The organism is Aminobacter niigataensis (assembly GCF_014200015.1).
In the GTDB taxonomy this organism is placed as follows: domain Bacteria; phylum Pseudomonadota; class Alphaproteobacteria; order Rhizobiales; family Rhizobiaceae; genus Aminobacter; species Aminobacter niigataensis.
In genome coordinates, this window is sequence record NZ_JACHOT010000007.1 from 23,236 (window position 1) to 44,052 (window position 20,817).

The following is a 20,817-nucleotide window of genomic DNA, read 5'->3' on the forward strand; positions in this document are numbered from 1 at the left end:
GCTGCCCTAGGAGACAAGGATAATAGACTTGTCGGCGCAGCTGTGATTGCCTCACCGCAAAGGCAACAGACCTATCCGGGAGTGAGAACTTAGAGTGCAGGGCCTGGCCGTCGTCCTCATCGCCATCGCCTATGTGACGCTGCTGTTCGCCATCGCGAGCATCGGCGATCGAAGGGCTGCGAACTGGGGACCGGGGCGGCCGCGGCCGTTCATCTATGCGCTCAGCCTCGCCATCTATTGTACGTCGTGGACCTTCTTCGGCTCGGTTGGGCTTGCCTCGGAGCGCGGACTCGAATTCCTTGCCATCTACATCGGCCCGGTGCTGGTCTTCATGTTCGGCTTCCCGCTGCTCAGCCGCATCATCAAGCTGGCCAAGGCCGAGAAGATCACCTCGATCGCCGACTTCCTGGGCGCGCGCTACGGCAAGAGTTTCGCCGTCGCCTCGATCGCCACCCTGATCGCCACTGTCGGCGCCATCCCCTATATCGCGCTCCAGCTCAAGGCGATCTCCGGCTCGGTCAGCCTGATGGTCGAGCACTACACCGGCTCGCCGCCCTCCTTCGATCCGTTCGTCAGCGACATCTCGCTGGTCGTGGCGCTGCTTTTGGCGCTGTTTGCCACCCTGTTCGGCACGCGCCATGCCGACGCCACCGAGCACCAGAACGGCCTGGTGCTGGCGGTCGCGGTTGAATCCATCGTCAAGCTGGTCGCCTTCCTCGCCGTCGGCCTGTTCGTCACCTTCTCGCTGTTCGACGGCCCCGGCGACATGTTGCGGAGCTTCGCCGCAACCGAGCAGGTCGGCGATGCCATGGGCTACCGCACCTCGCTCGGTACCTGGCTGGTGGTGACCGTCATCAGCGGCTTTGCCATCATCATGCTGCCGCGCCAGTTCTACGTGATGATCGTCGAGAACCGTAGCGAGAGCGAACTGCGCACCGCGACCTGGGTTTTCCCGGCCTATCTGGTGGCGATCAACCTCTTCGTGCTGCCCATCGCATTCGCCGGCCTGTCGACCGTCGGCACGGCCACGACCAGCGACCTCTACGTGCTGTCGCTGCCGTTGTTCCGGGGCCACGACCTGCTGGCCATGGTCGCTTTCATCGGCGGCCTTTCGGCTGCGACCGCGATGGTCATCGTGGCGAGCGTGGCGCTGTCGATCATGATCTCCAACGATCTCGTCATTCCGATCTTCGTGCGCCGCCTGATCAAGACCAAGGCCGGCGACACCGAGGACTGGTCGGCGATCATCCTGAACATCCGCCGTGCCTCGATCTTCATCATCCTGCTGGCCGCCTTCCTCTACTATCGCGAGAGCACCAATAACACGCGACTCGCCTCGATCGGGCTGATGTCCTTTGCGGCGATCGCGCAGTTCGCGCCATCCTTCATCGGCGGGCTGATCTGGCGCCGCGCCAATGCGCGGGGTGCAGCACTCGGCATGGCCGCCGGCATCGCCGCCTGGGGCTACACGCTGATGCTGCCGACGCTGGCGGCGCCCGACACCTCGATCCTCGCCGACGGGCTTTTCGGCATCGACGCGCTGCGGCCCCAGGCGCTGTTCGGCACCGCTGCCGAGCCGCTCAATCACGGCGTGCTGTGGAGCCTGGCGATCAACACGCTGTTCTTCGTCTTCGGTTCGCTGTCGCGCGCATCTGTGCCGCTCGAACGCATCCAGGCCTCGATCTTCGTGCCGCGCGATTCGAGCCCGATGCCGTCCCTGCGCCGCTTCCGCACCACCATCACCGTCAACGACCTGAAGGACACCATCGCCCGCTATCTCGGTGTCGAGCGCACCGAGCGCTCATTCCAGACCTTCCAGAGCGAGAGCGGCAGCAAGCTGAACGGCAACGATCCCGCCGGCATGGACGTCATCCGCTTCTCCGAACAGCTGATGGCGAGCGCCGTCGGCTCGTCCTCGGCCCGGCTGATCCTGTCGCTGCTGTTCAAGCGCGGCGACAACTCCGCCAGGGACACGTTCCGCCTGCTCGACGACGCCACTGAAGCGCTGCAGCACAATCGCGACCTGCTGCAGATCGCACTCGACCAGATGGAACAGGGCATCACCGTCTTCGACCAGGATTTCCGCCTGATCTGCTGGAACCGGCAATACCGCTCGCTGTTCGACCTACCCGACGACATGGGCCAGGTCGGCGTGTCGATCGACCGCGTCCTCGCTTATCTGGTGGCGCGCGGCGACATTGCCCATACCTCGCGACTGACCACGCTCAATCGCTTGACCAGCTTCGGCGGCCCTTGGCAGGTTGAGTTGCAGACCAGCGGCAGGATCATCGAGATGCGATCCAACCCGATGCCTGACGGCGGCATCGTCGCCACCTACACCGACATCTCGGCGCGCGTCGCCGCCGACCTTGCGCTGAAACGGGCCAACGAGTCGCTGGAACAGCGGGTGAAGAGCCGCACCGCCGAACTGACCCGCGTCAACGAGGAACTGGCCCAGGCACAGATGCTCGCCGAGGAAGCCAATCTCGGCAAGACGCGCTTCCTTGCGGCAGCCGGCCACGACATCCTGCAGCCGCTCAATGCCGCGCGGCTCTATTGCTCGTCGCTGATCGAGAAGGCCGGCAAGGGCAACGCCGGCCAGGCCGCGCGCAACATCGAATCCTCGCTGGAATCGGTCGAAACCATCCTCGGCGCCGTGCTCGACATCTCGCGGCTCGACGCAGGCGCGATGAAGCCCGCCGAAACCGTGTTCCGCCTCGACGGGCTGCTGCGCCAGATCGGCACCGACTTCCTGCCCATGGCGCGGGCCAAGGACCTCGAACTGGTGATCGTGCCGTCGACGCTTGCCGTGAACACCGACCGGAACCTTCTGCGCCGTCTGATCCAGAACCTGGTTTCCAACGCCATCAAGTACACCCGCAGCGGTCGCATCGTCGTCGGCGTCAGGCGGCGCGGCGAACTCGCCGAAATACAGGTGATCGACACCGGCATCGGCATTGCCGCCGACAAGCTCGGCACCGTCTTCCACGAATTCACCCGCCTCGACGACGGCATGCGCGAGGCACAGGGGCTTGGCCTCGGCCTGTCGATCGTCGACCGCATCGCGCGCGTCCTGAAGCTCGAAATCCAGATCGAGTCGCACAAGGGCCAGGGCACGCGTTTTTCGGTGATCCTGCGGGTCACCACCGCCGAGGAACAGCCTGCCACAGCGTCCGCCCGGCCGCGCATCGAGGCGGCCACCGCTCTCAACGGCTTGAACGTCATCTGTATCGACAACGACGCCCGCATCCTCGAAGGCATGCGACTGCTGCTCGAAGGCTGGGGCTGCCAGGTCAGGACCTATTCCGGCACGGAGGCGTTCGAGGCCGACCGGAGCGTCGGACCGGCACCCGAGATCATCCTGGCCGACTATCATCTCGATGGCGAAAACGGCCTCGACGTCATCCGCACCTTGCGCGGCGCCTATGGCGAAGCGACGCCTGCGGTGCTGATCACGGCTGACCGTTCAAACGAGGTGCGTGCGGCGGCCGACCAGATCGACGTCGCCGTGCTCAACAAGCCGCTGAAGCCGGCCGTGCTGCGTTCGATGATGAACCGGATGCGGCGCATGGCGCACGCCGCCGAATAATGATTACCCAGCCGGGCGCGGCTCGCCGCCGATCTTGGAGAGCAGGATCACGGCCTGCGTGCGGCTGTCGACGCCGAGCTTCTGCAGGATCGCCGAGACATGCGCCTTGATGGTCGCCTCCGACACGCCAAGCTCATAGGCGATCTGCTTGTTGAGCAGCCCCTCGGCCAACATGCCGAGCACCCGCGTCTGCTGCGGCGTCAGCGACTGCAGGCGCTTGATGAGGTCGGAAATTTCCGGGTCACGCTCGACGCCGAGGTCGATGTCGCCGGGTGCCGTGATCTCGCCTGACAGAACCGCTTCGATGGCGCTGCGGATGTCGTCCATGCTCGCCGACTTGGAGATGAAACCGGACGCCCCGAGTTCGAGCGCACGGCGGATGGTCTCCGGATCGTCGTGCGCCGACACGATGACGACGGGAACCGTGGCGTGGATGCCGCGCAGCGAGATCAGGCCCGACAGTCCGCTGGCGCCAGGCATCGAAAGATCGAGCAGCACGATGTCGATATCGTCATGGGCCGCGACCAGCGCCTTGACGCTTTCGAAGTCGCCAGCCTCGAGCACGCTCGACACGTCGCCAAGACCGGCAATGGCCTGCTTGAGAGCACCGCGAAAAAGCGGATGGTCATCCGCGATGACGAACTTGTGGCCTGCTGGCAAATATCCCTCCCGAGGTCCCGACCGTTCTGTGCGCCTTGGACCGTCGGGCGCGATTATGCGGCCCGGTGCCGGCTTTTCAAGCAGTTAAAGTCAAAACGACAGCGGAAGCACCGGTCATGCTCAATTTTCAGGCGCAGGCGGGCGGATTGGCGCTCAGGTCTTGTTGGGCGCAAGCTCGGGCTGCTGCGCCTTGTCTTCCTTTTCCATGTCCTTGACCATGCCCATGAAGCTGCGGAAAAACCGCTCCATGTAGCCCATGGTCTTTTCGAACTCTTCCTCGCTGGGCAAAGTCGATTCGAGCTTCTGGGTCAGCGAGTTCTCGAGCTTCACCACGCGCTCCTCGATGGCCTTGACCTCGCCCTGCAGGCGGCCGATCTCGTCCTGCAGCGCCGAGCGTTCGTCGGCTGCGAGCTTGCACACCAGCTGGTTGTCGCGCTCCTCGCAGATCGACATCTCGCCGGTCTGCGTGTCCATTCTGACATAACCCTTGTCGGTCTTTTCCATCTGGTAGCGCTGCGCTTCGGCAGCGAATGCCGATCCGCCACCAAGGCCGGCAAGCAGCGGAACAAGCATCAGTACGGCACGCATGGCTGTCTCCATTGGCAAACGATGCGAATTGTCGCGCCGCATTGGGCCCAAATTGCGGTGGGCAAGTTATGCCGCCCTTTCCCGCATCATGCTTTCAGCCTATAGCGCCCATATGACGAAAACCATCTACAAGATCTGTCCCGAACCGATGTGGCGTGAGGCCGAGCGGAGCGGGATTTTCAGTGGCGCGCCGGTGGACCTCGCCGACGGTTTCATCCACTTCTCGACCGCCGACCAGGTCGTCGAGACGGCGGCGAAACACTTTGCCGGGCAGGACAACCTGCTCCTGGTGGCCTTCGACGCCGACAGGCTCGGTCCAGCGCTGAAATTCGAAATCTCGCGCGGCGGAGCCCTGTTTCCGCATCTTTACGCGCCGCTCGAAACCGCCGCGGCCAAATGGGTCCGCCCCCTGCCTCTGAAGGCCGACGGCAGCCACGATTTCCCGGAGCTTGAAGCATGAGCGCATTCGACCGGCTCGGCCGCCACCTGCTTTTCAGCTTCGACGCCGAGGCCGCCCACGGCCTGTCGATCAAGGCGCTGCGCTGCGGTTTGCCGGTCGGTGGCCGCGCGCCGCGGGACAAGCGCCTGCATGTGAAGGTTGCGGGTCTCGATTTTCCCAATCCGCTCGGCATGGCCGCCGGCTACGACAAGAATGCCGAGGTGCCCGACGCCCTGCTCGGTCTCGGCTTCGGCTTCGCCGAGGTGGGCACCGTCACGCCCCTGCCCCAGGCCGGCAATCCCAAGCCACGCATCTTCCGCCTCGTCGAGGACGATGCGGTGATCAACCGGCTCGGCTTCAACAACGAAGGCCATGACGCTGCCGAAAAGCGTCTTGTCGCCCGTGCCGGACGGCCCGGCATCGTCGGCGTCAACATCGGCGCCAACAAGGACAGCACCAACCGCATCGGCGACTACATCAGCGGCGTAAAGCGCTTCGCCCGCCATGCCTCCTACCTCACTGTCAACATCTCCTCGCCCAATACGCCGGGCCTGCGCAACATGCAGGCGCGCGAGCAACTGGCCGAGTTGCTGGCGAGCGTCATGATCGCCCGCGCCGAAGCGGGTCATCCGGTCCCTATCTTCCTCAAGATCGCGCCCGATCTGCACGAGGCAGAGTTGGAGGACATCGCCGCCGAGGTGACCGATAAGGCGATCGACGGCGTCATCGTCTCCAACACCACGATCACGCGCCCGGCCCTGCGCAGCCCGACCCACACCGGCGAAACGGGAGGCCTGTCGGGCAAGCCGCTGTTTGCCCGCTCGACGGCGGTGCTGGCCAGGATGCGCAAGCTTATGGGCCCACAGAGCGCCATCATCGGCGTCGGCGGCGTCGACTCAACCGAGACGGCGCTCGAAAAGATCCGAGCCGGCGCCGATCTCGTCCAGCTCTACACCGGCATGGTCTATGCCGGTCCGTCGTTGCCGGCACGCATCGTGCGCGGCATGTCGGACTTCGCCGCTCGCGAAGGGCTCAACAGCATTTCCGAATTGCGCGACAGCAGGCTCGATCAGTGGGCAGCGGCACCGCTCTGAAACGTCGCCCGCGCCCGCGGCCCGAGGATCGCCAGCAGGCAGACGCCACGGACGATCAGCAACAGATGCAGTGCCGCCCATAGGCCGTGGTTGCCGAAGGCCGGCGCCAGCGTCATCAGCGCCACGACGAACACGACCAGCGACAGCACCATCATGTTGCGCATGTCGCGCGACCATGCGGCGCCGATGAAGATGCCGTCCATCTGGAAGGCAAGCACGCCGCTCAAGGCCGTAAATGCCGCCCAGGGCAGGAAGGCGATGGCTGCGGCCCGCACGTCTTCGGCGGTCGCAATCAGCGCTATCAGGTCAGCGCCGAAGACCATCAGGACCGTCGTCATGGTGCCTGCCAACGCAAAGCCCCAGATCGAGCAGAGGTAGACCGCCTTGCGGAACGCCGGCTCGTAGCGCGCACCGACGGCGCGGCCGGCAAGCTGTTCGGCGGCAGCGGCAAAGCCGTCGAGGAAGAAGCCTGCGGCGATGAAGAAGTTCATCAGCACCGCATTGGCGGCAAGCGTGACCGTGCCGAACTGCGCGCCCTGGCGGGTAAATAGGGCAAAGGCGACGAGCAGCGAAAGCGACCGGATCATGATGTCGCGGTTGAGCACGAACAAGTGCCGGAAGGCGCCTGCGTCGAAGATGCGCCCACGCGCCAGCCGCGGTTGCCGCGCAAAGCGCCGCAACAGCACGACAAACCCGATCGCCATGCCCGCCGCCTCGCCGGCGACGGCGGCCCAGGCGACGCCCTCGACGCCCCAGCCGAGGGTGAGGCCGAGCAGGAGCGACAGCGCGATGTTGACGCCGTTCAGGCTCGCCTGCAGGAAGAGCGCAAAGCTGCCCTCGCCGCGCCCGAGCACATAGCCAAGGATCGCGTAGTTGACGAGCGCGAAGGGCGCACCCAGCATGCGGATGCGGACATAGGCGTCGAGCGTCTCGTTGACGCGTGGCTCGGCCGACATGAACCACTGCCCGGCAAGCGACGTCAGCGGCGCCGTCAGCGCCAGCACGATGCCGGCAATGATGGCGATCACCACCGCGCGCCAGAATACGGCCTGTTCTTCGGATGCATCGTTGCGGCCAAATGCCTGCGCCACCAGTGCGGTGGTGCCGGCGCGCAGGAAATTGAAGCTGGTGAAGACGACATCGAAGGCGACGGCGCCAGCGGCGAGCCCGCCGAGAAGCGCGGCATCGCCGAACTGGCCGACCACGCCGGTGCCCACCAAGCCGATGAAGGGCGTCGTCAGATAGGCAAGGGTCATTGGCACGGCAATCGCCAATACCGAGCGGTTGGTGACGGAAAAAGGCGTCACGCGGCCCTCTGGCGATGCGCTGTCCAACGAAAATCCTCCTCCGGCCCTAATCTCCCGCTCGGGCACATGCCCCGGTTTCCCCAGCACCGGCAACCGTTTATGTATCGGGTCCAACCGATTTCGCCCCGCTGGTTCAGCCCCTTCCATGCCGCTTCAGATCGTCAGCCACCCCGACTATGACGCCGGCTTCGCCCCGGACCACCGCTTTCCGATGGGCAAGTACCGGCTGCTCATGGACCGACTGGATGCCCTGGAACTGACGGCCGGGCTCAATCGGCCGGAACCGATTTCGCCGCACTGGCTACGCCTCGCGCATGAGGCCGGCTATGTCGATCAGGTGCTGAGCTGTACCGTGCCGGCTCGCATCGAACGCGAAATCGGCTTCCCCGTCGGCGAGCGGGTTTCACGCCGCGCCCAGCTTGCCGCAGGCGGCACGCTGCTTGCAGCGCGGCTTGCGCTGCGCCATGGCATCGCCTGCAACGCCGCCGGCGGCAGCCACCATGCCAGGCGCGCCCAGGGTGCCGGCTTCTGCACCTTCAACGACGTCGCCGTGGCATCGCTGGCGCTGCTCGCGGACAGGCTGGTGGAAAACATCCTGGTAGTTGACCTCGACGTCCATCAAGGCGACGGCACGGCGGAAATCCTCGCCGGTCATCCCGGTGTCTTCACCTTCTCGATGCATGCCGAGAAAAACTACCCGGTGCGCAAGGTCACCTCCAGCCTCGACATCGGCCTGCCCGACGGCACCGGCGACGATGCCTATCTGGACATGTTGGCCGACGCTCTGCCGCACCTCTCACGTCGCGCGCCATGGGACATCGTGTTCTTCAACGCCGGCGTCGATCCTCACCGGGAAGACCGGCTCGGCCGCCTTTCGATGAGCGACGAAGGCCTGCGCCGTCGCGAACGCATGGTCATTGCGCATTTCCGCGCGGCCGGCATCCCGCTGTGCGGCGTAATCGGAGGCGGCTATTCGCACGACATCGAGGCCCTGGCCCGCCGCCACGCCATCCTGTTCGAGACGGCCGCCGCCTTCGCCTGAGCCTATTTGCGGTAGCTGAACAACCTGAGAATGATGAAGGCCGGGATGACGATCGCCGCGCCCAGCAGGAAATAGCCGAGGAAGCGGTCGATGGCACGAAAGCCCATGTGCCAGATGTCGAGGAAGAAGTTTCGAATGCCGTAGAGTACGTCGTAGGGCGACCAGCCGAAGGCGCTCATGACGATGCCGACGAGGAAGGAGATGACCAAGAGCTTGATGAACACCCGGAAGGGGGTGTCCCCGAGAAAACGCGCCAATCCGGACAAGCTCAGTCTCCTGCGATTCTAGCCTCACTGGAATATCGCGTTTGCGGAGCGGACATCAAGGTCGGCTGCACCCATTGCGCACTGCTCCGTTTCCCGATTGCCCAACCGCATCTGCGATGCTAACCAAGTGCCCGCGCGGGTATGATGTAATGGTAGCTTGTCAGCTTCCCAAGCTGAACGCGCGGGTTCGATTCCCGCTACCCGCTCCAGGATTTCAGACGAAACAGGCCGGGCGTTCGATCGACGCCCGGCCTGTTCGCATTTCAGGGCGTCAGTCCTGCGCGCCGTAGATGTCGAAATCGAAATATTTGGCGTTGATCTTGGCGTAGGTGCCGTCCTTGACGATGGCGTCGATGGCCGCGTTCAGCTTCTCGCGCAACGGGTCGCCCTTGCGCACGGCGATGCCGGTCAGCGAGTCGGTGCCGTCGAGATCGCCGATCATCTTGCAGCAGTCCTGTCCGGTGGTCTTGATCCAGTCGACCAGCACGAACTTGTCGGCGACGACGGCGTCGAGACGGCCGTTGGTCAGGTCGGCGACGGCCTCGTCCTGCGTCGGATAAAGCTTCACCTCGGCGCCTGCCTTGGCATAATGGTCCTCGGCATAGATGCTCTGGGTCGTCGAAGCCTGCGCACCGACGGTCTTGCCCTTCAGTGCGTCCGGTTCCGCCGAGGTCAGGGCGGAATCCTTCGGCGCAATCAGCGCCAGGGGCGTGGTGTAGTACTTGTTGGTGAAATCGACCTGCTGCTTGCGCTCGTCGGTGATCGTCATCGAGGCGACGATGGCGTCGAACTTGCGGCCCTGGAGCGCCGGGATGATGCCGTCCCAATCCTGGGCGACGATTTCGCACTCGACCTTCATCTGGGCGCACAGCGCATTGGCGATGTCGACGTCGAAGCCGGCCAGCTTGCCGTCTGCGGTCACGGTGTTGAAGGGCGGATATGCGCCCTCGGTACCAATCTTGAGCTTCTCCTGTGCCGAAGCTCCGCCAAGGGTCAACAAGAGCGCTGCGAGCGAGGCTGCGCAAGCGAACTTCCGGGTAATCTGCATGATCCTCTCCATTTGACGGGCACTCTTTCCGAGCGTCCCGCCTCCAGCCAAGCACAACGGCCGTAAATGGACAAGCAAACCAAAGGCTATGCTGCGGTGACCGAAGGTCAACCCATGCGGAAATGCTTGGAGAGTTTCAGGCCCTGCGCCTGGTAGTTGGAGCCGAGGTCGGTGCCGTAGAGCGCCTTGGGGCGCGACAGCATGTGCTCGTAGACCAGGCGGCCGACAACCTGGCCATGCTCCAGGATGAACGGCACTTCGTGGCTGCGCACTTCGAGCACGGCGCGGCTGCCGGTGCCGCCGGCACTGGAATGGCCGAAGCCGGGATCGAAGAAGCCGGCATAGTGGACGCGGAATTCGCCGACCAGCGGATCGAAGGGCGTCATCTCGGCGGCATAGAGCGGCGGCACATGCACCGCCTCGCGCGACACCAGGATGTAGAACTCGTCGGGATCGAGCACCAGTTCGCCGGCACCGTGGTCGTAGATCGGCTCCCAGAAATCGACGACGTCCTGGGCGGCGCGCTTGTCGACGTCGACAAGGCCGGTGTGGTGCTTGCCGCGATAGCCGACGATGCTGCCCGGTGTGCCGGCGAGATCGATGGAAAGTGCTATGCCGCCGCCGGAAATGTTGGGTGGATCCATGGCGACAAGCCGGTCGGACAGATGCAGCGCGTGCAGTTCTGCCTCCGACAGCAAGGCATTGCCCTTGCGGAAGCGGATCTGCGACAGGCGCGAACCCTTGCGCACGACGATCGGAAAGGTGCGCGGGCTGACTTCGAGATAGAGCGGGCCGGTATAGCCGGCGGGGATCTTGTCGAACTCCTGGCCACGGTCGGTCATCACGCGGGTGAAGATGTCGAGGCGGCCGGTCGAGCTCTTGGGGTTGGCCGAGGCCGAGATTTCGGCCGGCAGGGCCAGGCTTTCGAGCAGCGGCACGATGTAGACGCAACCGGTCTCCAGCACCGCACCGTCGCTCAGGTCGATCTCATGCAGCTTGAGGCGGTCGAGCTTGGCCGAGACCAGCGAATTGGGACCGGGCAGGAAGCTGGCGCGAACGCGAAAAGCCTTGGCGCCGAGGCGCAGATCGAGGCTGGCCGGCTGGATCTGGTCGGCATCGAGCGGCGGCGCCTTGAGCGCACCCGAGGCAAACAGTGCCGCGATATCCTGATCCGGAAGAATGCCCGACTGCCGCATTTGCCTCACTCCTTTACAGCGCCGCCGATCCGAACGGACAGTCGAGGATCGCTGGACCCAGGACCTCGTCAAGGGTCATATGCGTGGCCCAAGACGTTTAGTCGGCCCCGCGATTGACGCAAGCCAGCCATGGGTCTAAAGGACCTTTATCCCGTGGTGATTTGGCCGGTCGGCTTGCAGCCACGTTAAACAAGTCGCTAAAGGGCCGCGTTTGGACCGGTTTGCGACTTTTCGCGACCGGTTTTTTTGTATCTGGATTTTGGCTCATGACCTCCGACAAGCAGCGCAACTGGAACCCGCAGACCACCCTAGTTCACGGCGGAACGCTCCGCTCCGAATTCGGCGAAACCTCCGAGGCGATCTACCTCACCCAGGGCTATGTCTATGACAGCGCCGAAAGTGCCGAGGCGCGCTTCAAGGGCGAGACCCCCGGTTTCATCTATTCGCGCTATGCCAACCCGACCGTCGACATGTTCGAAAAGCGCATGTGCATGCTGGAAGGCGCGGAAGACGCCCGCGCCACGGCATCCGGCATGGCCGCTGTCGCCGCCGCCATCCTGTGCAGCCTGAAGGCCGGCGACCACATCGTCGCCGCCCGCGCCCTGTTCGGCTCGTGCCGCTGGATCGTCGAGACCCTGGCACCACGCTATGGTATCGAGGCGACGCTGGTCGACGGCACCGTCATCGAGAACTGGGAAAAGGCCGTCCAACCCAACACCAAGCTGTTCTTCCTGGAAAGCCCGACCAACCCGACGCTCGAAGTGATCGACATCGAGGCGGTCGCAACACTCGCCAACTCGATCGGCGCCCGTGTCGTCGTCGACAACGTCTTCGCCACGCCGATGCAGCAGAAGCCGCTCGAACTCGGCGCCCACATCGTCGTCTATTCGGCGACCAAGCACATCGACGGCCAGGGCCGCTGCCTCGGCGGCGTCATCCTCTCCGACAAGAAGTGGATCGACGAGAACCTGCACGACTATTTCCGCCATACCGGCCCGAGCCTGTCGCCGTTCAATGCCTGGACGCTGCTCAAGGGCCTGGAGACGCTGCCGCTGCGCGTGCGCCAGCAGACCGAGACCGCCGGCAAGATCGCCGACTTCCTCGCAGAGCGGCCGGAAGTGTCGCGCCTGATCTATCCGGGCCGTGCCGACCACCCGCAGGCCGACATCATCAAGCGGCAGATGAAGGGCGGCTCGACGCTGATCTGCTTCGACGTCAAGGGCGGCAAGAAGGCGGCCTTCGCCTTCGAAAACGCGTTGCGCATCATCCTGATCTCGAACAATCTCGGCGACTCCAAGAGCCTGATCACGCATCCGGCGACGACGACGCACAAGAACCTGACCGACGAGGCGCGCGCCGAACTCGGCATCGACGACGGCACGCTGCGCCTGTCGGTCGGCCTCGAAGACGCCGACGACCTGCTCAACGACATCGGCGATGCGCTTAAGGCAGCCCGCTGAACGAGTGCTGCGCTCCGCAAGGCGGAGCGCAGTCCGTACCTCACGGCTAATGCCGCGAGGCGTCGGCAGGGTGAAATCCGCCACACCCGCATCACAATCAGCGTGAATGCGTCAAACGAGAGTTGACCCGCCGCGCCAAGCGGCCGACCCTGTCGTCGTGCAGGCCAAGGAGCGCAGCATATGTATCGCGCGGTCACCCGCAACATCGCGGTCGAGGTCGAGCCGTTTTACCTGGAGGACCGGTCCGAGCCCTCGGAGAACCGGTATGTCTGGGGTTATCGCGTGACGATCGAGAACAATTCGGACGAATTCGTCCAGCTGTTGTCGCGCTACTGGCATATCACCGATGCCAGCGGCAAGGTCGAGGAAGTCAGGGGCCCGGGCGTGGTCGGCGACCAGCCCGAGCTCAATCCCGGCGACAGCTACCAGTACGCTTCAGGCTGCCCGCTCTCGACACCATCGGGCATCATGGTCGGGCGCTACACCATGCGCAACGAAGCCGGCGAGACGTTCGAAATCGCCATCCCCGCCTTCTCGCTCGACCTTCCCGACGCCCGGCACAGGCTGAACTGACCGGCTATTGGGCCGGTGCGAACTCGGCCGGGTCGAACTCGTATGACTTGGAGCAAAATTCACAGGCCACCCGGATGACGCCGTCCTCGACGCTGTCGTTGATCTCCTCGGCCGTGAAGCCTTGCAGGATGCCCTTGATCTTCTGGCTCGAGCACGAGCATTCATCGACAACGCGCACGCCTTCATAAACGCGCGCGCCGTGCTCGTGAAACAGCCGGTACAGCAGCCTTTCGGTGCCGACAGTCGGGTCGATCAGTTCGGTCGGTTCGATGGTGGCAACCAGCGCCAGCAATTCCTGCCAGGAATTGTCGTCGGGATGCACGCTGACGTCGCGCTCGTCACCGTCGCCGCCATGCATGTCCTGGATGCGCCGGCGCTCCGGCGAGTCCGGAAGGAACTGGGCCAGAAGGCCGCCGGCGCGCCAATGTTCGCGCGGGCCGCCCTCGGCGGGCAGGACGAGCTTTGCCACCGACAGGCGCACATCTGTCGGGATCTGCTCCGACTGGCGGAAATAGGCACGGGCTGCCTCTTCGAGCGTAATGCCGTTGAGTTCGACGATGCCCTGATAGCGCTGGGTGTGCTCGCCCTGGTCGATGGTCAGCGCCAGAACGCCGTTGCCGAGTAGGTCCTCGGGCGCGGTCATGCCCGCCTCGATCGCCGCATCGACGCGGTCGGCGTCGAAGCGGGCATAGGCGCGCAGCGAATGCGGCGTGGTGAAGTCGGCAACCAGCATGTCCACCGGCCCGTCGGTGCGGGTCTGCAGGATGAACTTGCCCTCGAACTTCAGCGAGGTACCGAGCAGAACGGTCACCACGCAGGCCTCGGCAAGAAGCCGGGCCACGGGCTCCGGATAGTCGTGCCGCTCGAGAATCTGGTCGAGCAGCGGCCCAAGCTGCACGGTGCGGCCGCGCACGTCGAGCGGCTCCACCGCGAATGGAACAACATGGTCGTCGCCTGCGAATCCGAATTCGCCGAGCTTGCGTTCGGTCTCAGTCACTGGAACTCATCCCGTATAAACAATTCCGCGACCAATCGGCCCTCCGACGGTCGCAGAACATGGCTTTGATGACAATAGATTGATCCCGCCCCAGATAGGGTCGCGGGATCAGCCATTCAAGCGCCCAGGCACCAGGCGAGCACCGCCTTCTGGGCGTGGAGCCGGTTTTCCGCCTCGTCGAAGACCACCGAATGCGGGCCGTCGATCACCTCGTCGGTCACTTCCTCGCCGCGATGGGCGGGCAGGCAGTGCATGAACAATGCGTCGGGCTTGGCGAGCTTCATCAGGTCGGCATTGACCTGGTACGGCAGGAAGACATTGTGGCCGCGCGCGCGGTGCTCCTGCCCCATCGAAACCCAACAGTCGGTGACAATGGCGTCGACGCCGCGAACCGCGTCCTCGGCCGAGCGCGTCAGCGTCACCTTGCCGCCGTTGGCGTCGGCCCAGTCGATGTACTTCTGCTCCGGCTCGCTGCCTTCCGGCACCGCCACATTGACGTTGAAGCTGAAGCGGGCCGAGGCCTCGAGCAGCGAATGCAGCACGTTGTTGCCGTCGCCGGTCCAGGCAAAGGTCTTGCCGCCCACCGGGCCGCGATGTTCCTCAAAGGTCAGGATATCGGCCATCAGCTGACACGGATGGGTGTCGTCGGTCAGGCCGTTGATGACGGGGATGGTGGCGTTTTCGGTCAGCTCGATCAGCCGCTCATGCGCCGTCGTGCGAATCATGATCGCGTCGACATAACGCGACAGCACCTTGGCGGTGTCGGCGATCGACTCCGAGCGGCCGAGCTGCATTTCGGTGCCGGTCAGCATGATGGTCTCGCCGCCGAGCTGGCGCATGCCGACATCGAACGAGATGCGCGTGCGCGTCGACGGCTTGTCGAAGATCATCGCCAGCACCTTGCCCTCGAGGGGCTTGGATCGTTCGCCAGCTTTCAGCCGCGCCTTTCGCGCAGCCGCATCGTCCAGAATCCCGCGAAGGTCGCTCCCGGAAAGTGCCGAGAGGTCGGTGAAATGACGAATTCCGCTGGTCATGTAACGTCCTTGGTTTACCCGCCGTTGGCGGCGGCCTTGGAGAGGCTGGCAGCTCCGGCGCGAATGCGCGCCAGCGCCTCTTGGATCTCTGCGTCGGTGGTCGTCAGCGGCGGCAGAAGACGCAGCACATTTTCGCCTGCCGGCACCGCGAGCAGCTTCTGGTCGCGCAGCGCCATGTTCACCTTGGTATTGGGCATGGTGCATTTGACGCCAAGCATCAGCCCTGTGCCGCGGATTTCCGAGATTACATCGGGGAACTCGTCGGCGACCGCGGCAAGGCCCTGCTTCATCAGCAACGCCTTGCGGCTGACCTCTTCGAGGAAGCCTTCTTCGAGCAGCACGTCAAGCACGGCGTTGCCGACCGCCATGGCAAGCGGATTGCCACCGAAGGTGGTGCCGTGCACGCCAGCCGTCATGCCTTTTGCCGCCTCTTCGGTGGCAAGGCAGGCACCGACCGGGAAGCCGCCGCCGATACCCTTGGCGATCGCCATCAGGTCCGGCGATACACCCGCCCACTCATAGGCGTAGAGCTTGCCCGTTCGACCAACGCCGCACTGGACTTCATCAAAAATGAGCAGCAGGCCATGCTTGTCGCACAGCTGGCGCAGGCGCTTCAGCGACTGCGTGGGGAACGGACGGATACCGCCCTCGCCCTGCACCGGCTCGAGCAGGATCGCCGCCGTCTCGGGTCCGATCAGCTTTTCGGCGGCATCGATGTCGTCGAAGGCGACCTGGTCGAAACCCTCGACCTTCGGACCGAAACCTTCGAGATACTTCGCCTGTCCGCCGGCGGCGATGGTTGCCAGCGTGCGACCGTGGAACGCGCCCTCGAAAGTGATGACGCGGAACCGTTCGGGATGGCCGTTCACATACTGGTAGCGGCGCGCGGTCTTGATCGCGCACTCAAGCGCTTCCGCGCCCGAGTTGGTGAAGAACACGCGGTCGGCAAACGAAGTTTCGGCCAGCCGCTCGCCCAGCCGGCTCTGGCCGGGGATCTGGTAGAGGTTGGAGACGTGCCACAGCTTGGCGGCCTGCTCGGTCAGCGCTGCAACAAGATGCGGATGGCTGTGGCCCAACGAATTGACAGCAATGCCACCAGCGAAATCGAGATATCGCTCGCCGGTCTCGGTGATCAGCCAAGAACCCTCGCCTCGCTCGAAAGCCAGGGGTACGCGAGCAAACGTCTCGTAAAGCGCCGATCCGCTCATTATATGCCTCTCCGGAACCGGAAAATCAAAAAGCCGCCTCAGCGGCGGCCCTGCGGGCTATATCAGGTTTTTCGGCCACAAAGTCAACGAAAACGTCGCATAGACGCGTGCGTTCCATCTCTCCCCTGCCGCTGCAGCGAGGTCGAACTCGGCAAGTTGGGGAAAACCGTAAAAACCGAATCGTGAAGACCCCTGGGACTCTTGTCACAGAGTCAGCGCATCGATAACTGTAATTGAGAAATAACTAGATTTCGTGCGGCGGACATATCCATCGAATAGATGTGGTGCCCACCCGGCTTGCCGGGGCGGAAAAGGATTCCGGATTCTGCGCGTTAAATCAGGAGCACGGTCTCATGAATTGGACTGACGAGCGGGTCGAACTTCTCAGAAAGCTTTGGTCGGAAGGTCTGAGCGCAAGCCAGATCGCGGCACAATTGGGCGGCGTCAGCCGCAATGCCGTCATCGGCAAGGTTCACCGGCTGAAGCTGTCGAGCCGCGGCCGCGCGACGGCTGCCCCGGCGCGCCAGAAGAAGACGACCACGGCGACCACCGCGACCAAGACGGTGCAGCGCACGGCAACCGTGACACGCACGGTTACCGCCAGCATCGGCGCCACCGCGCTCCAGGCGCAGTTCGACGTCGAGCCGGTTGCCCGCCATTATCTCCGCCCGGTGGAAAACGTCGTCGTGCCGATCTCGCGCCGGCTCCAGCTGGTGCAGCTCAACGAGCGCACCTGCAAGTGGCCGAACGGCGACCCGCTGAGCGAAGACTTCAACTTCTGCGGCAACGAAGCCGGCGAGAGCGGCCCCTATTGCGGCTATCACTCGAAGATCGCCTTCCAGCCAGCTTCCGAGCGCCGCAGGTCGCGGTGAGCGAATAGCGAATAGCGAATAGCGAATAGCGAATAGCGAATAGCGAATAAAACAAGTTTCAGGGCTTCGGGGCGTCAAGGCGACCCGAGGCCCTTTTTCTATTCGCTACTCCCTATTCGCTATTCGCTCTTCTTTCACAGCCAACCGTTCTTCTTGAAGCGCCAATAGAGCACCGAGCAGATCGTTGCGATGGCGACAAGCACGGTGGGATAGCCGTAACTGAACTGCAACTCCGGCATGTCGGCGAAGTTCATGCCGTAGATGCCGGCAAGGGCGGTCGGAACGGCGAGGATGGCCGCCCACGAGGCGAGCTTCTTGGCAATCGCCGTTTCCTGGCTCTGGCCGACGAGAAGGCTCGCCTCGAAGGCGAATGCCAGCACCTCGCGCAAATTGTCGACCTTCTCCAGCACGGTGCGGATGTGATCGGTGACGTCCCGAAACAGCGGATGCATGGCCGGGCGCAACTGCGGCAGGTCGGCGCTGGTGAGCCTGCGGCAGACCTCGACCAGCGGGCCGGCGGCATTGCGCAGGCGCAAGAGGTCGCGGCGCAGCATGTAGAGCCGCTCGATGTCCTTTGATGTCATCGGCCGCGCCAAGACGCCGTCCTCGATGCGGTCGACCTCTTCCTCGATCTGCTCGAGCACCGGCATGTAGTTGTCGACGATGAAGTCGAGGATGGCATAGAGGATGAAGTCCTCGCCCTTGGCGAGCGCACTGGGGCAACTCTCCCAGTGCTGGCGCACGGCGGCATAGGACGTCGATACGCCGTGGCGAACGCTGACGATGTAGCCCTTGCCGACAAACATGTGCGTTTCGCCGAAGTTCACCCGCCCCTCGACCAACTGCGCCGTGCGCGCGACGATGAACAGCGCGTCGCCATACTGCTCGATCTTCGGCCGCTGGTGCGGATGCTCGGCATCCTCGATGGCGAGGTCGTGGAGGTGGAACTGCTGCTGCACGCGCAAGAGCAGTTCGCGGCTGGGTTCGAGCAGGCCGATCCAGACGACGTGCCCTTCCCTTGCAGCCCAGTCGCCTGCCTCCTCGATGGCGATGTCGGCGATGCGGCGCCCGCCAAGATAGACGCTGGAGGCGACGACCCCGTCCTCCAGTTCAGCGCTCTTGTCGAACTTCCTGGCAAATTCGGTCATGCTGCACCCCTGCGAGGCCGCCTGATCACGTTCCTAGTCTAGACCTTCCGCACGCCGGGAAGAAGGGCCTGCCTCAGCCGGACTTGCCATCGTCGGTGAGCGTCACGCCGTGGCTCCTGTCTTCCTTGGGCCGTTCCGGCGGCATCTGGTCGCCGGTCACGATGTAGTAGATCGTCTCGGCGATGTTGGTGGCATGATCGCCGATGCGCTCGATGTTCTTGGCCACGAACAGAAGGTGCGTGCAGGGCGTGATGTTGCGCGGATCTTCCATCATGTAGGTCAGAAGCTCGCGGAACAGCGAGGTGTACATGGCGTCGATCTGTTCGTCGCGGTCGCGCACAATGCCAATGCGCTCGACCGAGCGCGACGCGTAGACGTCGAGCACGTCCTTGAGCTGGGTCAGCGCCAGTTCGGCCAGCGCCTCCAGGCCGCGGAACAGGCTGTTCGGTTGCCGGCCCTCGGCCACCGCTGCCACACGCTTGGCGATGTTCTTGCCGAGGTCGCCGACGCGTTCGAGATCGGCCGAGATGCGGATCGCGCCGATGATCTCGCGCAGGTCGGTCGCCATCGGCTGGCGCCGGGCGATGACCAGGATCGCCTTGTCGTCGATCTCGCGCTCGGCCTCGTCGAGCAGCAGATCGTCCTGGACGACCTTCTGGGCCAGGGTGTGGTCGGCATTGACGAGCGCATTGATCGCCTGATCGACCATGCGCTCGGCCTGCCCGCCCATTGCAGCAATTTTCCTCGCCAGAAATTGCAGTTCTTCGTCATAGGCCCGGACAGTGTGTTGCGTAAGCATCGGCGAACTTCCTGGAATGTGCGCGGAATCGTGATCCTGAATCCGCACTCATAGGCTAACGACATGACGGAAAAAAGAAATGGGCAAGGATAGCAACTTGCGAGTTGCCGCCGGACCAGCAAGAAGCGGGCAGATCGCAGTCAGGCGACGGGGAAATGGACGGTGAAGGCCGAGCCCTCGCCCAGCTTCGAGCGGATCGACAGGCGCGCGCCATGCCTGGTCAGGATATGCTTGACGATCGAGAGGCCCAGCCCCGTACCTTTGTGGGCGCGGCTCGTCTCGACGTCGACCCGATAGAAGCGCTCGGTCACGCGCGGAATATGCTCGTCGGGGATGCCCGGTCCGAAATCGCGGACCGTCACCTCGATCTCCGGCTGCGTTCCTTCCGCCAACCGCTTCATCGACACCACCACACGACCACCCGACTGGCCGTATTTGCAGGCATTTTCCAGAAGGTTCTGGAACACCTGGAACAGCTCGTCGCGATCGCCGTGAACCTCGAGCGGACCTTCGGCGAAATCGCGTTCGATCACCACGCCGGTCCCGGCTGCCAGGGGCGCAAGCGAGTCGATGACCGCCTCGACTGTCTGGCGCAGGTCGACGCGCACGCCGGGCTTGAGATAGGGCTTCATTTCCAGCCGCGACAGCGAAAGCAAGTCGTCGATCAGGCGCGCCATGCGCCCGGTCTGGTTCTGCATGATCTGCAGGAACTGGTCGCGTGCGTTGGGATCGTTGCGGGCCGGTCCGCGCAGCGTCTCGACGAAACCGGCGATGGAGGCCAGCGGCGTGCGCAGTTCATGGCTGGCATTGGCGATGAAGTCGGCGCGCATGCGGTCGATCCGGCGCGCCTCGCTCTGATCCTTGAAGGCAAGCACGAAAAGGCCGGTACCGCGGCCAACCGCCGAAGCCGTGACGCGATAGACGCGCTCGAACGGCACCCGCTCGACATAGTCGGCCGTCTGCGCCGTTCCCTCGCCGCCAAGTACCGCCTCGATCAGCGCCTGCATCTCGGGAGCGCGGAATTTCAGCAGCACGGGCAGTGGGGGCCTGATGGCGCCGAAGGCGGTTTCAGCCGCCTCGTTGGCGTGGACCACGGTGCCGTCGCGGCCGAAGATGATCAGCGGCTCGGCGACCGCCGCGGCGAGTTTTTCGCCCGACAGCCTGTCGAGCGGCGAGCGTTCGACGCGGGCGCTCGCTTCAGCCATGCGACGGGCAGCCGGGGTGCGCGGTGCTATGAGCGCGACCAGCACGAGCGCGACGATAGTTGCGGCAGTGAACCCACCCGAGGCTCCCCCAAAAAGGCGGACGGCAAGGACGGCAAGGATCGCCGCGGCAAGCATCCAGCGGTTCTGGTAGAGCCGACCGGCGGTGAGCTTCGCCGTGCGCCTTGTCCTCGTCTGGGTGCTGGTCTCAGCCATACGAACTTTTCCGCGGCGCGCGCGCCCTCAAGAAGCCTCTGGACCGCTTCCTAGCCACCCAATAGCATGACTTGCCAAG

19 protein-coding genes, 1 tRNA gene and 1 riboswitch are annotated in these 20,817 nt (G+C 64.3%); of the genes, 8 read left to right on the forward strand and 12 right to left on the reverse strand.

Features of this window, described 5'->3' with window-relative positions; all coding sequences use genetic code 11:
* Nucleotides 1-94 precede the first annotated feature (94 nt).
* A complete protein-coding gene (locus GGQ99_RS20835) occupies nucleotides 95-3,589 on the forward strand; it encodes a NahK/ErcS family hybrid sensor histidine kinase/response regulator (protein WP_183264037.1) in 3,495 nt (1,164 codons plus the stop codon).
* Nucleotides 3,590-3,592: 3 nt separating this feature from the next.
* Here the strand turns inward: GGQ99_RS20835 and GGQ99_RS20840 are convergent, their stop codons facing one another.
* Nucleotides 3,593-4,249 carry a response regulator transcription factor gene (locus tag GGQ99_RS20840; protein ID WP_108609338.1) on the reverse strand — a complete coding sequence of 219 codons (657 nt, stop codon included), beginning with the start codon at nucleotides 4,247-4,249 and terminating at the stop codon, nucleotides 3,593-3,595.
* A 153-nt stretch (nucleotides 4,250-4,402) separates the two neighbouring features.
* Nucleotides 4,403-4,837 carry a hypothetical protein gene (locus GGQ99_RS20845; protein WP_183264038.1) on the reverse strand — a complete coding sequence of 145 codons (435 nt, stop codon included), beginning with the start codon at nucleotides 4,835-4,837 and terminating at the stop codon, nucleotides 4,403-4,405.
* A gap of 112 nt (nucleotides 4,838-4,949) precedes the next feature.
* Between GGQ99_RS20845 and GGQ99_RS20850 the strand changes: the two genes are divergently transcribed.
* On the forward strand, nucleotides 4,950-5,297 hold the full coding sequence (locus GGQ99_RS20850) for a DUF952 domain-containing protein (RefSeq protein WP_183264039.1): 348 nt from the start codon (nucleotides 4,950-4,952) through the stop codon (nucleotides 5,295-5,297).
* Nucleotides 5,294-6,370 (forward strand): quinone-dependent dihydroorotate dehydrogenase, encoded by a 1,077-nt coding sequence (locus tag GGQ99_RS20855; RefSeq protein ID WP_183264040.1) that lies wholly within the window; start codon nucleotides 5,294-5,296, stop codon nucleotides 6,368-6,370. The genes GGQ99_RS20850 and GGQ99_RS20855 overlap by 4 nt, the downstream gene beginning before the upstream one ends.
* Here GGQ99_RS20855 and GGQ99_RS20860 read toward each other — a convergent pair.
* Nucleotides 6,346-7,704 (reverse strand): MATE family efflux transporter, encoded by a 1,359-nt coding sequence (locus GGQ99_RS20860; protein ID WP_425486846.1) that lies wholly within the window; start codon nucleotides 7,702-7,704, stop codon nucleotides 6,346-6,348. The genes GGQ99_RS20855 and GGQ99_RS20860 overlap by 25 nt on opposite strands.
* A gap of 118 nt (nucleotides 7,705-7,822) precedes the next feature.
* On the opposite strand from GGQ99_RS20860, the gene GGQ99_RS20865 reads away from it, so the two are divergent.
* Nucleotides 7,823-8,719: a histone deacetylase family protein gene (locus GGQ99_RS20865; RefSeq protein WP_183264042.1), complete on the forward strand. Its 897-nt coding sequence runs from the start codon at nucleotides 7,823-7,825 to the stop codon at nucleotides 8,717-8,719.
* A 2-nt stretch (nucleotides 8,720-8,721) separates the two neighbouring features.
* Here the strand turns inward: GGQ99_RS20865 and GGQ99_RS20870 are convergent, their stop codons facing one another.
* Nucleotides 8,722-8,985, reverse strand: coding sequence for a DUF6460 domain-containing protein (locus GGQ99_RS20870; RefSeq protein ID WP_108609343.1), 264 nt, complete (start codon nucleotides 8,983-8,985; stop codon nucleotides 8,722-8,724).
* A gap of 135 nt (nucleotides 8,986-9,120) precedes the next feature.
* On the opposite strand from GGQ99_RS20870, the gene GGQ99_RS20875 reads away from it, so the two are divergent.
* Nucleotides 9,121-9,194: transfer RNA gene (locus GGQ99_RS20875), tRNA-Gly, on the forward strand.
* Between the two features lie 62 nt (nucleotides 9,195-9,256).
* On the opposite strand, the gene GGQ99_RS20880 is transcribed toward GGQ99_RS20875, so the two are convergent.
* Both GGQ99_RS20880 and GGQ99_RS20885 read right to left on the reverse strand, forming a co-directional pair.
* Nucleotides 9,257-10,033 (reverse strand): ABC transporter substrate-binding protein, encoded by a 777-nt coding sequence (locus tag GGQ99_RS20880; protein ID WP_183264043.1) that lies wholly within the window; start codon nucleotides 10,031-10,033, stop codon nucleotides 9,257-9,259.
* Nucleotides 10,034-10,140: 107 nt separating this feature from the next.
* Complete coding sequence (locus tag GGQ99_RS20885) at nucleotides 10,141-11,229, reverse strand: 2'-deoxycytidine 5'-triphosphate deaminase (RefSeq protein ID WP_108609345.1); 1,089 nt, start codon at nucleotides 11,227-11,229, stop codon at nucleotides 10,141-10,143.
* 143 nt (nucleotides 11,230-11,372) lie between these two features.
* Nucleotides 11,373-11,450, forward strand: a riboswitch (SAM riboswitch).
* Between the two features lie 45 nt (nucleotides 11,451-11,495).
* Here GGQ99_RS20885 and GGQ99_RS20890 point away from each other — a divergent pair.
* Together GGQ99_RS20890 and apaG are read left to right on the forward strand one after the other, a co-directional pair.
* Nucleotides 11,496-12,689: an O-succinylhomoserine sulfhydrylase gene (locus tag GGQ99_RS20890; protein WP_183264044.1), complete on the forward strand. Its 1,194-nt coding sequence runs from the start codon at nucleotides 11,496-11,498 to the stop codon at nucleotides 12,687-12,689.
* A 180-nt stretch (nucleotides 12,690-12,869) separates the two neighbouring features.
* Entirely contained in the window at nucleotides 12,870-13,262 is a 393-nt protein-coding gene (gene apaG, locus GGQ99_RS20895) for a Co2+/Mg2+ efflux protein ApaG (RefSeq protein ID WP_183264045.1), read from the forward strand.
* Between the two features lie 4 nt (nucleotides 13,263-13,266).
* Here the strand turns inward: apaG and GGQ99_RS20900 are convergent, their stop codons facing one another.
* The 3 genes from GGQ99_RS20900 to GGQ99_RS20910 form a co-directional block, all read right to left on the reverse strand.
* Nucleotides 13,267-14,259, reverse strand: coding sequence for an Hsp33 family molecular chaperone (locus GGQ99_RS20900; RefSeq protein WP_183264046.1), 993 nt, complete (start codon nucleotides 14,257-14,259; stop codon nucleotides 13,267-13,269).
* Between the two features lie 116 nt (nucleotides 14,260-14,375).
* The gene (gene argF / locus GGQ99_RS20905; protein ID WP_183264047.1) at nucleotides 14,376-15,293 is read right to left on the reverse strand and encodes an ornithine carbamoyltransferase; all 918 of its coding nucleotides are present in this window, start codon (nucleotides 15,291-15,293) and stop codon (nucleotides 14,376-14,378) included.
* Nucleotides 15,294-15,307: 14 nt separating this feature from the next.
* The gene (locus tag GGQ99_RS20910) at nucleotides 15,308-16,501 is read right to left on the reverse strand and encodes an aspartate aminotransferase family protein (RefSeq protein WP_108609350.1); all 1,194 of its coding nucleotides are present in this window, start codon (nucleotides 16,499-16,501) and stop codon (nucleotides 15,308-15,310) included.
* 353 nt (nucleotides 16,502-16,854) lie between these two features.
* Between GGQ99_RS20910 and GGQ99_RS20915 the strand changes: the two genes are divergently transcribed.
* A complete protein-coding gene (locus GGQ99_RS20915) occupies nucleotides 16,855-17,373 on the forward strand; it encodes a GcrA family cell cycle regulator (RefSeq protein WP_108609351.1) in 519 nt (172 codons plus the stop codon).
* Between the two features lie 134 nt (nucleotides 17,374-17,507).
* On the opposite strand, the gene GGQ99_RS20920 is transcribed toward GGQ99_RS20915, so the two are convergent.
* From GGQ99_RS20920 to GGQ99_RS20930, 3 genes are all read right to left on the reverse strand, one after another.
* Complete coding sequence (locus tag GGQ99_RS20920) at nucleotides 17,508-18,521, reverse strand: magnesium and cobalt transport protein CorA (protein WP_108609352.1); 1,014 nt, start codon at nucleotides 18,519-18,521, stop codon at nucleotides 17,508-17,510.
* A 73-nt stretch (nucleotides 18,522-18,594) separates the two neighbouring features.
* A complete protein-coding gene (gene phoU / locus GGQ99_RS20925; protein ID WP_183264048.1) occupies nucleotides 18,595-19,320 on the reverse strand; it encodes a phosphate signaling complex protein PhoU in 726 nt (241 codons plus the stop codon).
* Between the two features lie 140 nt (nucleotides 19,321-19,460).
* Nucleotides 19,461-20,738, reverse strand: a complete 1,278-nt coding sequence (locus GGQ99_RS20930) for an ATP-binding protein (RefSeq protein WP_108609354.1) — start codon at nucleotides 20,736-20,738, stop codon at nucleotides 19,461-19,463.
* Nucleotides 20,739-20,817: the final 79 nt, after the last annotated feature.

What these genes read in the sequence shown, in the direction of transcription:
- GGQ99_RS20850 (WP_183264039.1), top strand. Translation starts at nt 4,950, where the DNA reads ATGACGAAAACCATCTACAAGATCTGTCCCGAACCGATGTGGCGTGAG.
- GGQ99_RS20885 (WP_108609345.1), bottom strand. Translation starts at nt 11,229, where the DNA reads ATGCGGCAGTCGGGCATTCTTCCGGATCAGGATATCGCGGCACTGTTT.
- GGQ99_RS20930 (WP_108609354.1), bottom strand. Translation starts at nt 20,738, where the DNA reads ATGGCTGAGACCAGCACCCAGACGAGGACAAGGCGCACGGCGAAGCTC.
- GGQ99_RS20910 (WP_108609350.1), bottom strand. Translation starts at nt 16,501, where the DNA reads ATGAGCGGATCGGCGCTTTACGAGACGTTTGCTCGCGTACCCCTGGCT.
- GGQ99_RS20855 (WP_183264040.1), top strand. Translation starts at nt 5,294, where the DNA reads ATGAGCGCATTCGACCGGCTCGGCCGCCACCTGCTTTTCAGCTTCGAC.
- GGQ99_RS20915 (WP_108609351.1), top strand. Translation starts at nt 16,855, where the DNA reads ATGAATTGGACTGACGAGCGGGTCGAACTTCTCAGAAAGCTTTGGTCG.
- GGQ99_RS20920 (WP_108609352.1), bottom strand. Translation starts at nt 18,521, where the DNA reads ATGACCGAATTTGCCAGGAAGTTCGACAAGAGCGCTGAACTGGAGGAC.
- phoU (WP_183264048.1), bottom strand. Translation starts at nt 19,320, where the DNA reads ATGCTTACGCAACACACTGTCCGGGCCTATGACGAAGAACTGCAATTT.
- GGQ99_RS20890 (WP_183264044.1), top strand. Translation starts at nt 11,496, where the DNA reads ATGACCTCCGACAAGCAGCGCAACTGGAACCCGCAGACCACCCTAGTT.
- argF (WP_183264047.1), bottom strand. Translation starts at nt 15,293, where the DNA reads ATGACCAGCGGAATTCGTCATTTCACCGACCTCTCGGCACTTTCCGGG.
- GGQ99_RS20880 (WP_183264043.1), bottom strand. Translation starts at nt 10,033, where the DNA reads ATGCAGATTACCCGGAAGTTCGCTTGCGCAGCCTCGCTCGCAGCGCTC.
- GGQ99_RS20845 (WP_183264038.1), bottom strand. Translation starts at nt 4,837, where the DNA reads ATGCGTGCCGTACTGATGCTTGTTCCGCTGCTTGCCGGCCTTGGTGGC.
- apaG (WP_183264045.1), top strand. Translation starts at nt 12,870, where the DNA reads ATGTATCGCGCGGTCACCCGCAACATCGCGGTCGAGGTCGAGCCGTTT.
- GGQ99_RS20865 (WP_183264042.1), top strand. Translation starts at nt 7,823, where the DNA reads ATGCCGCTTCAGATCGTCAGCCACCCCGACTATGACGCCGGCTTCGCC.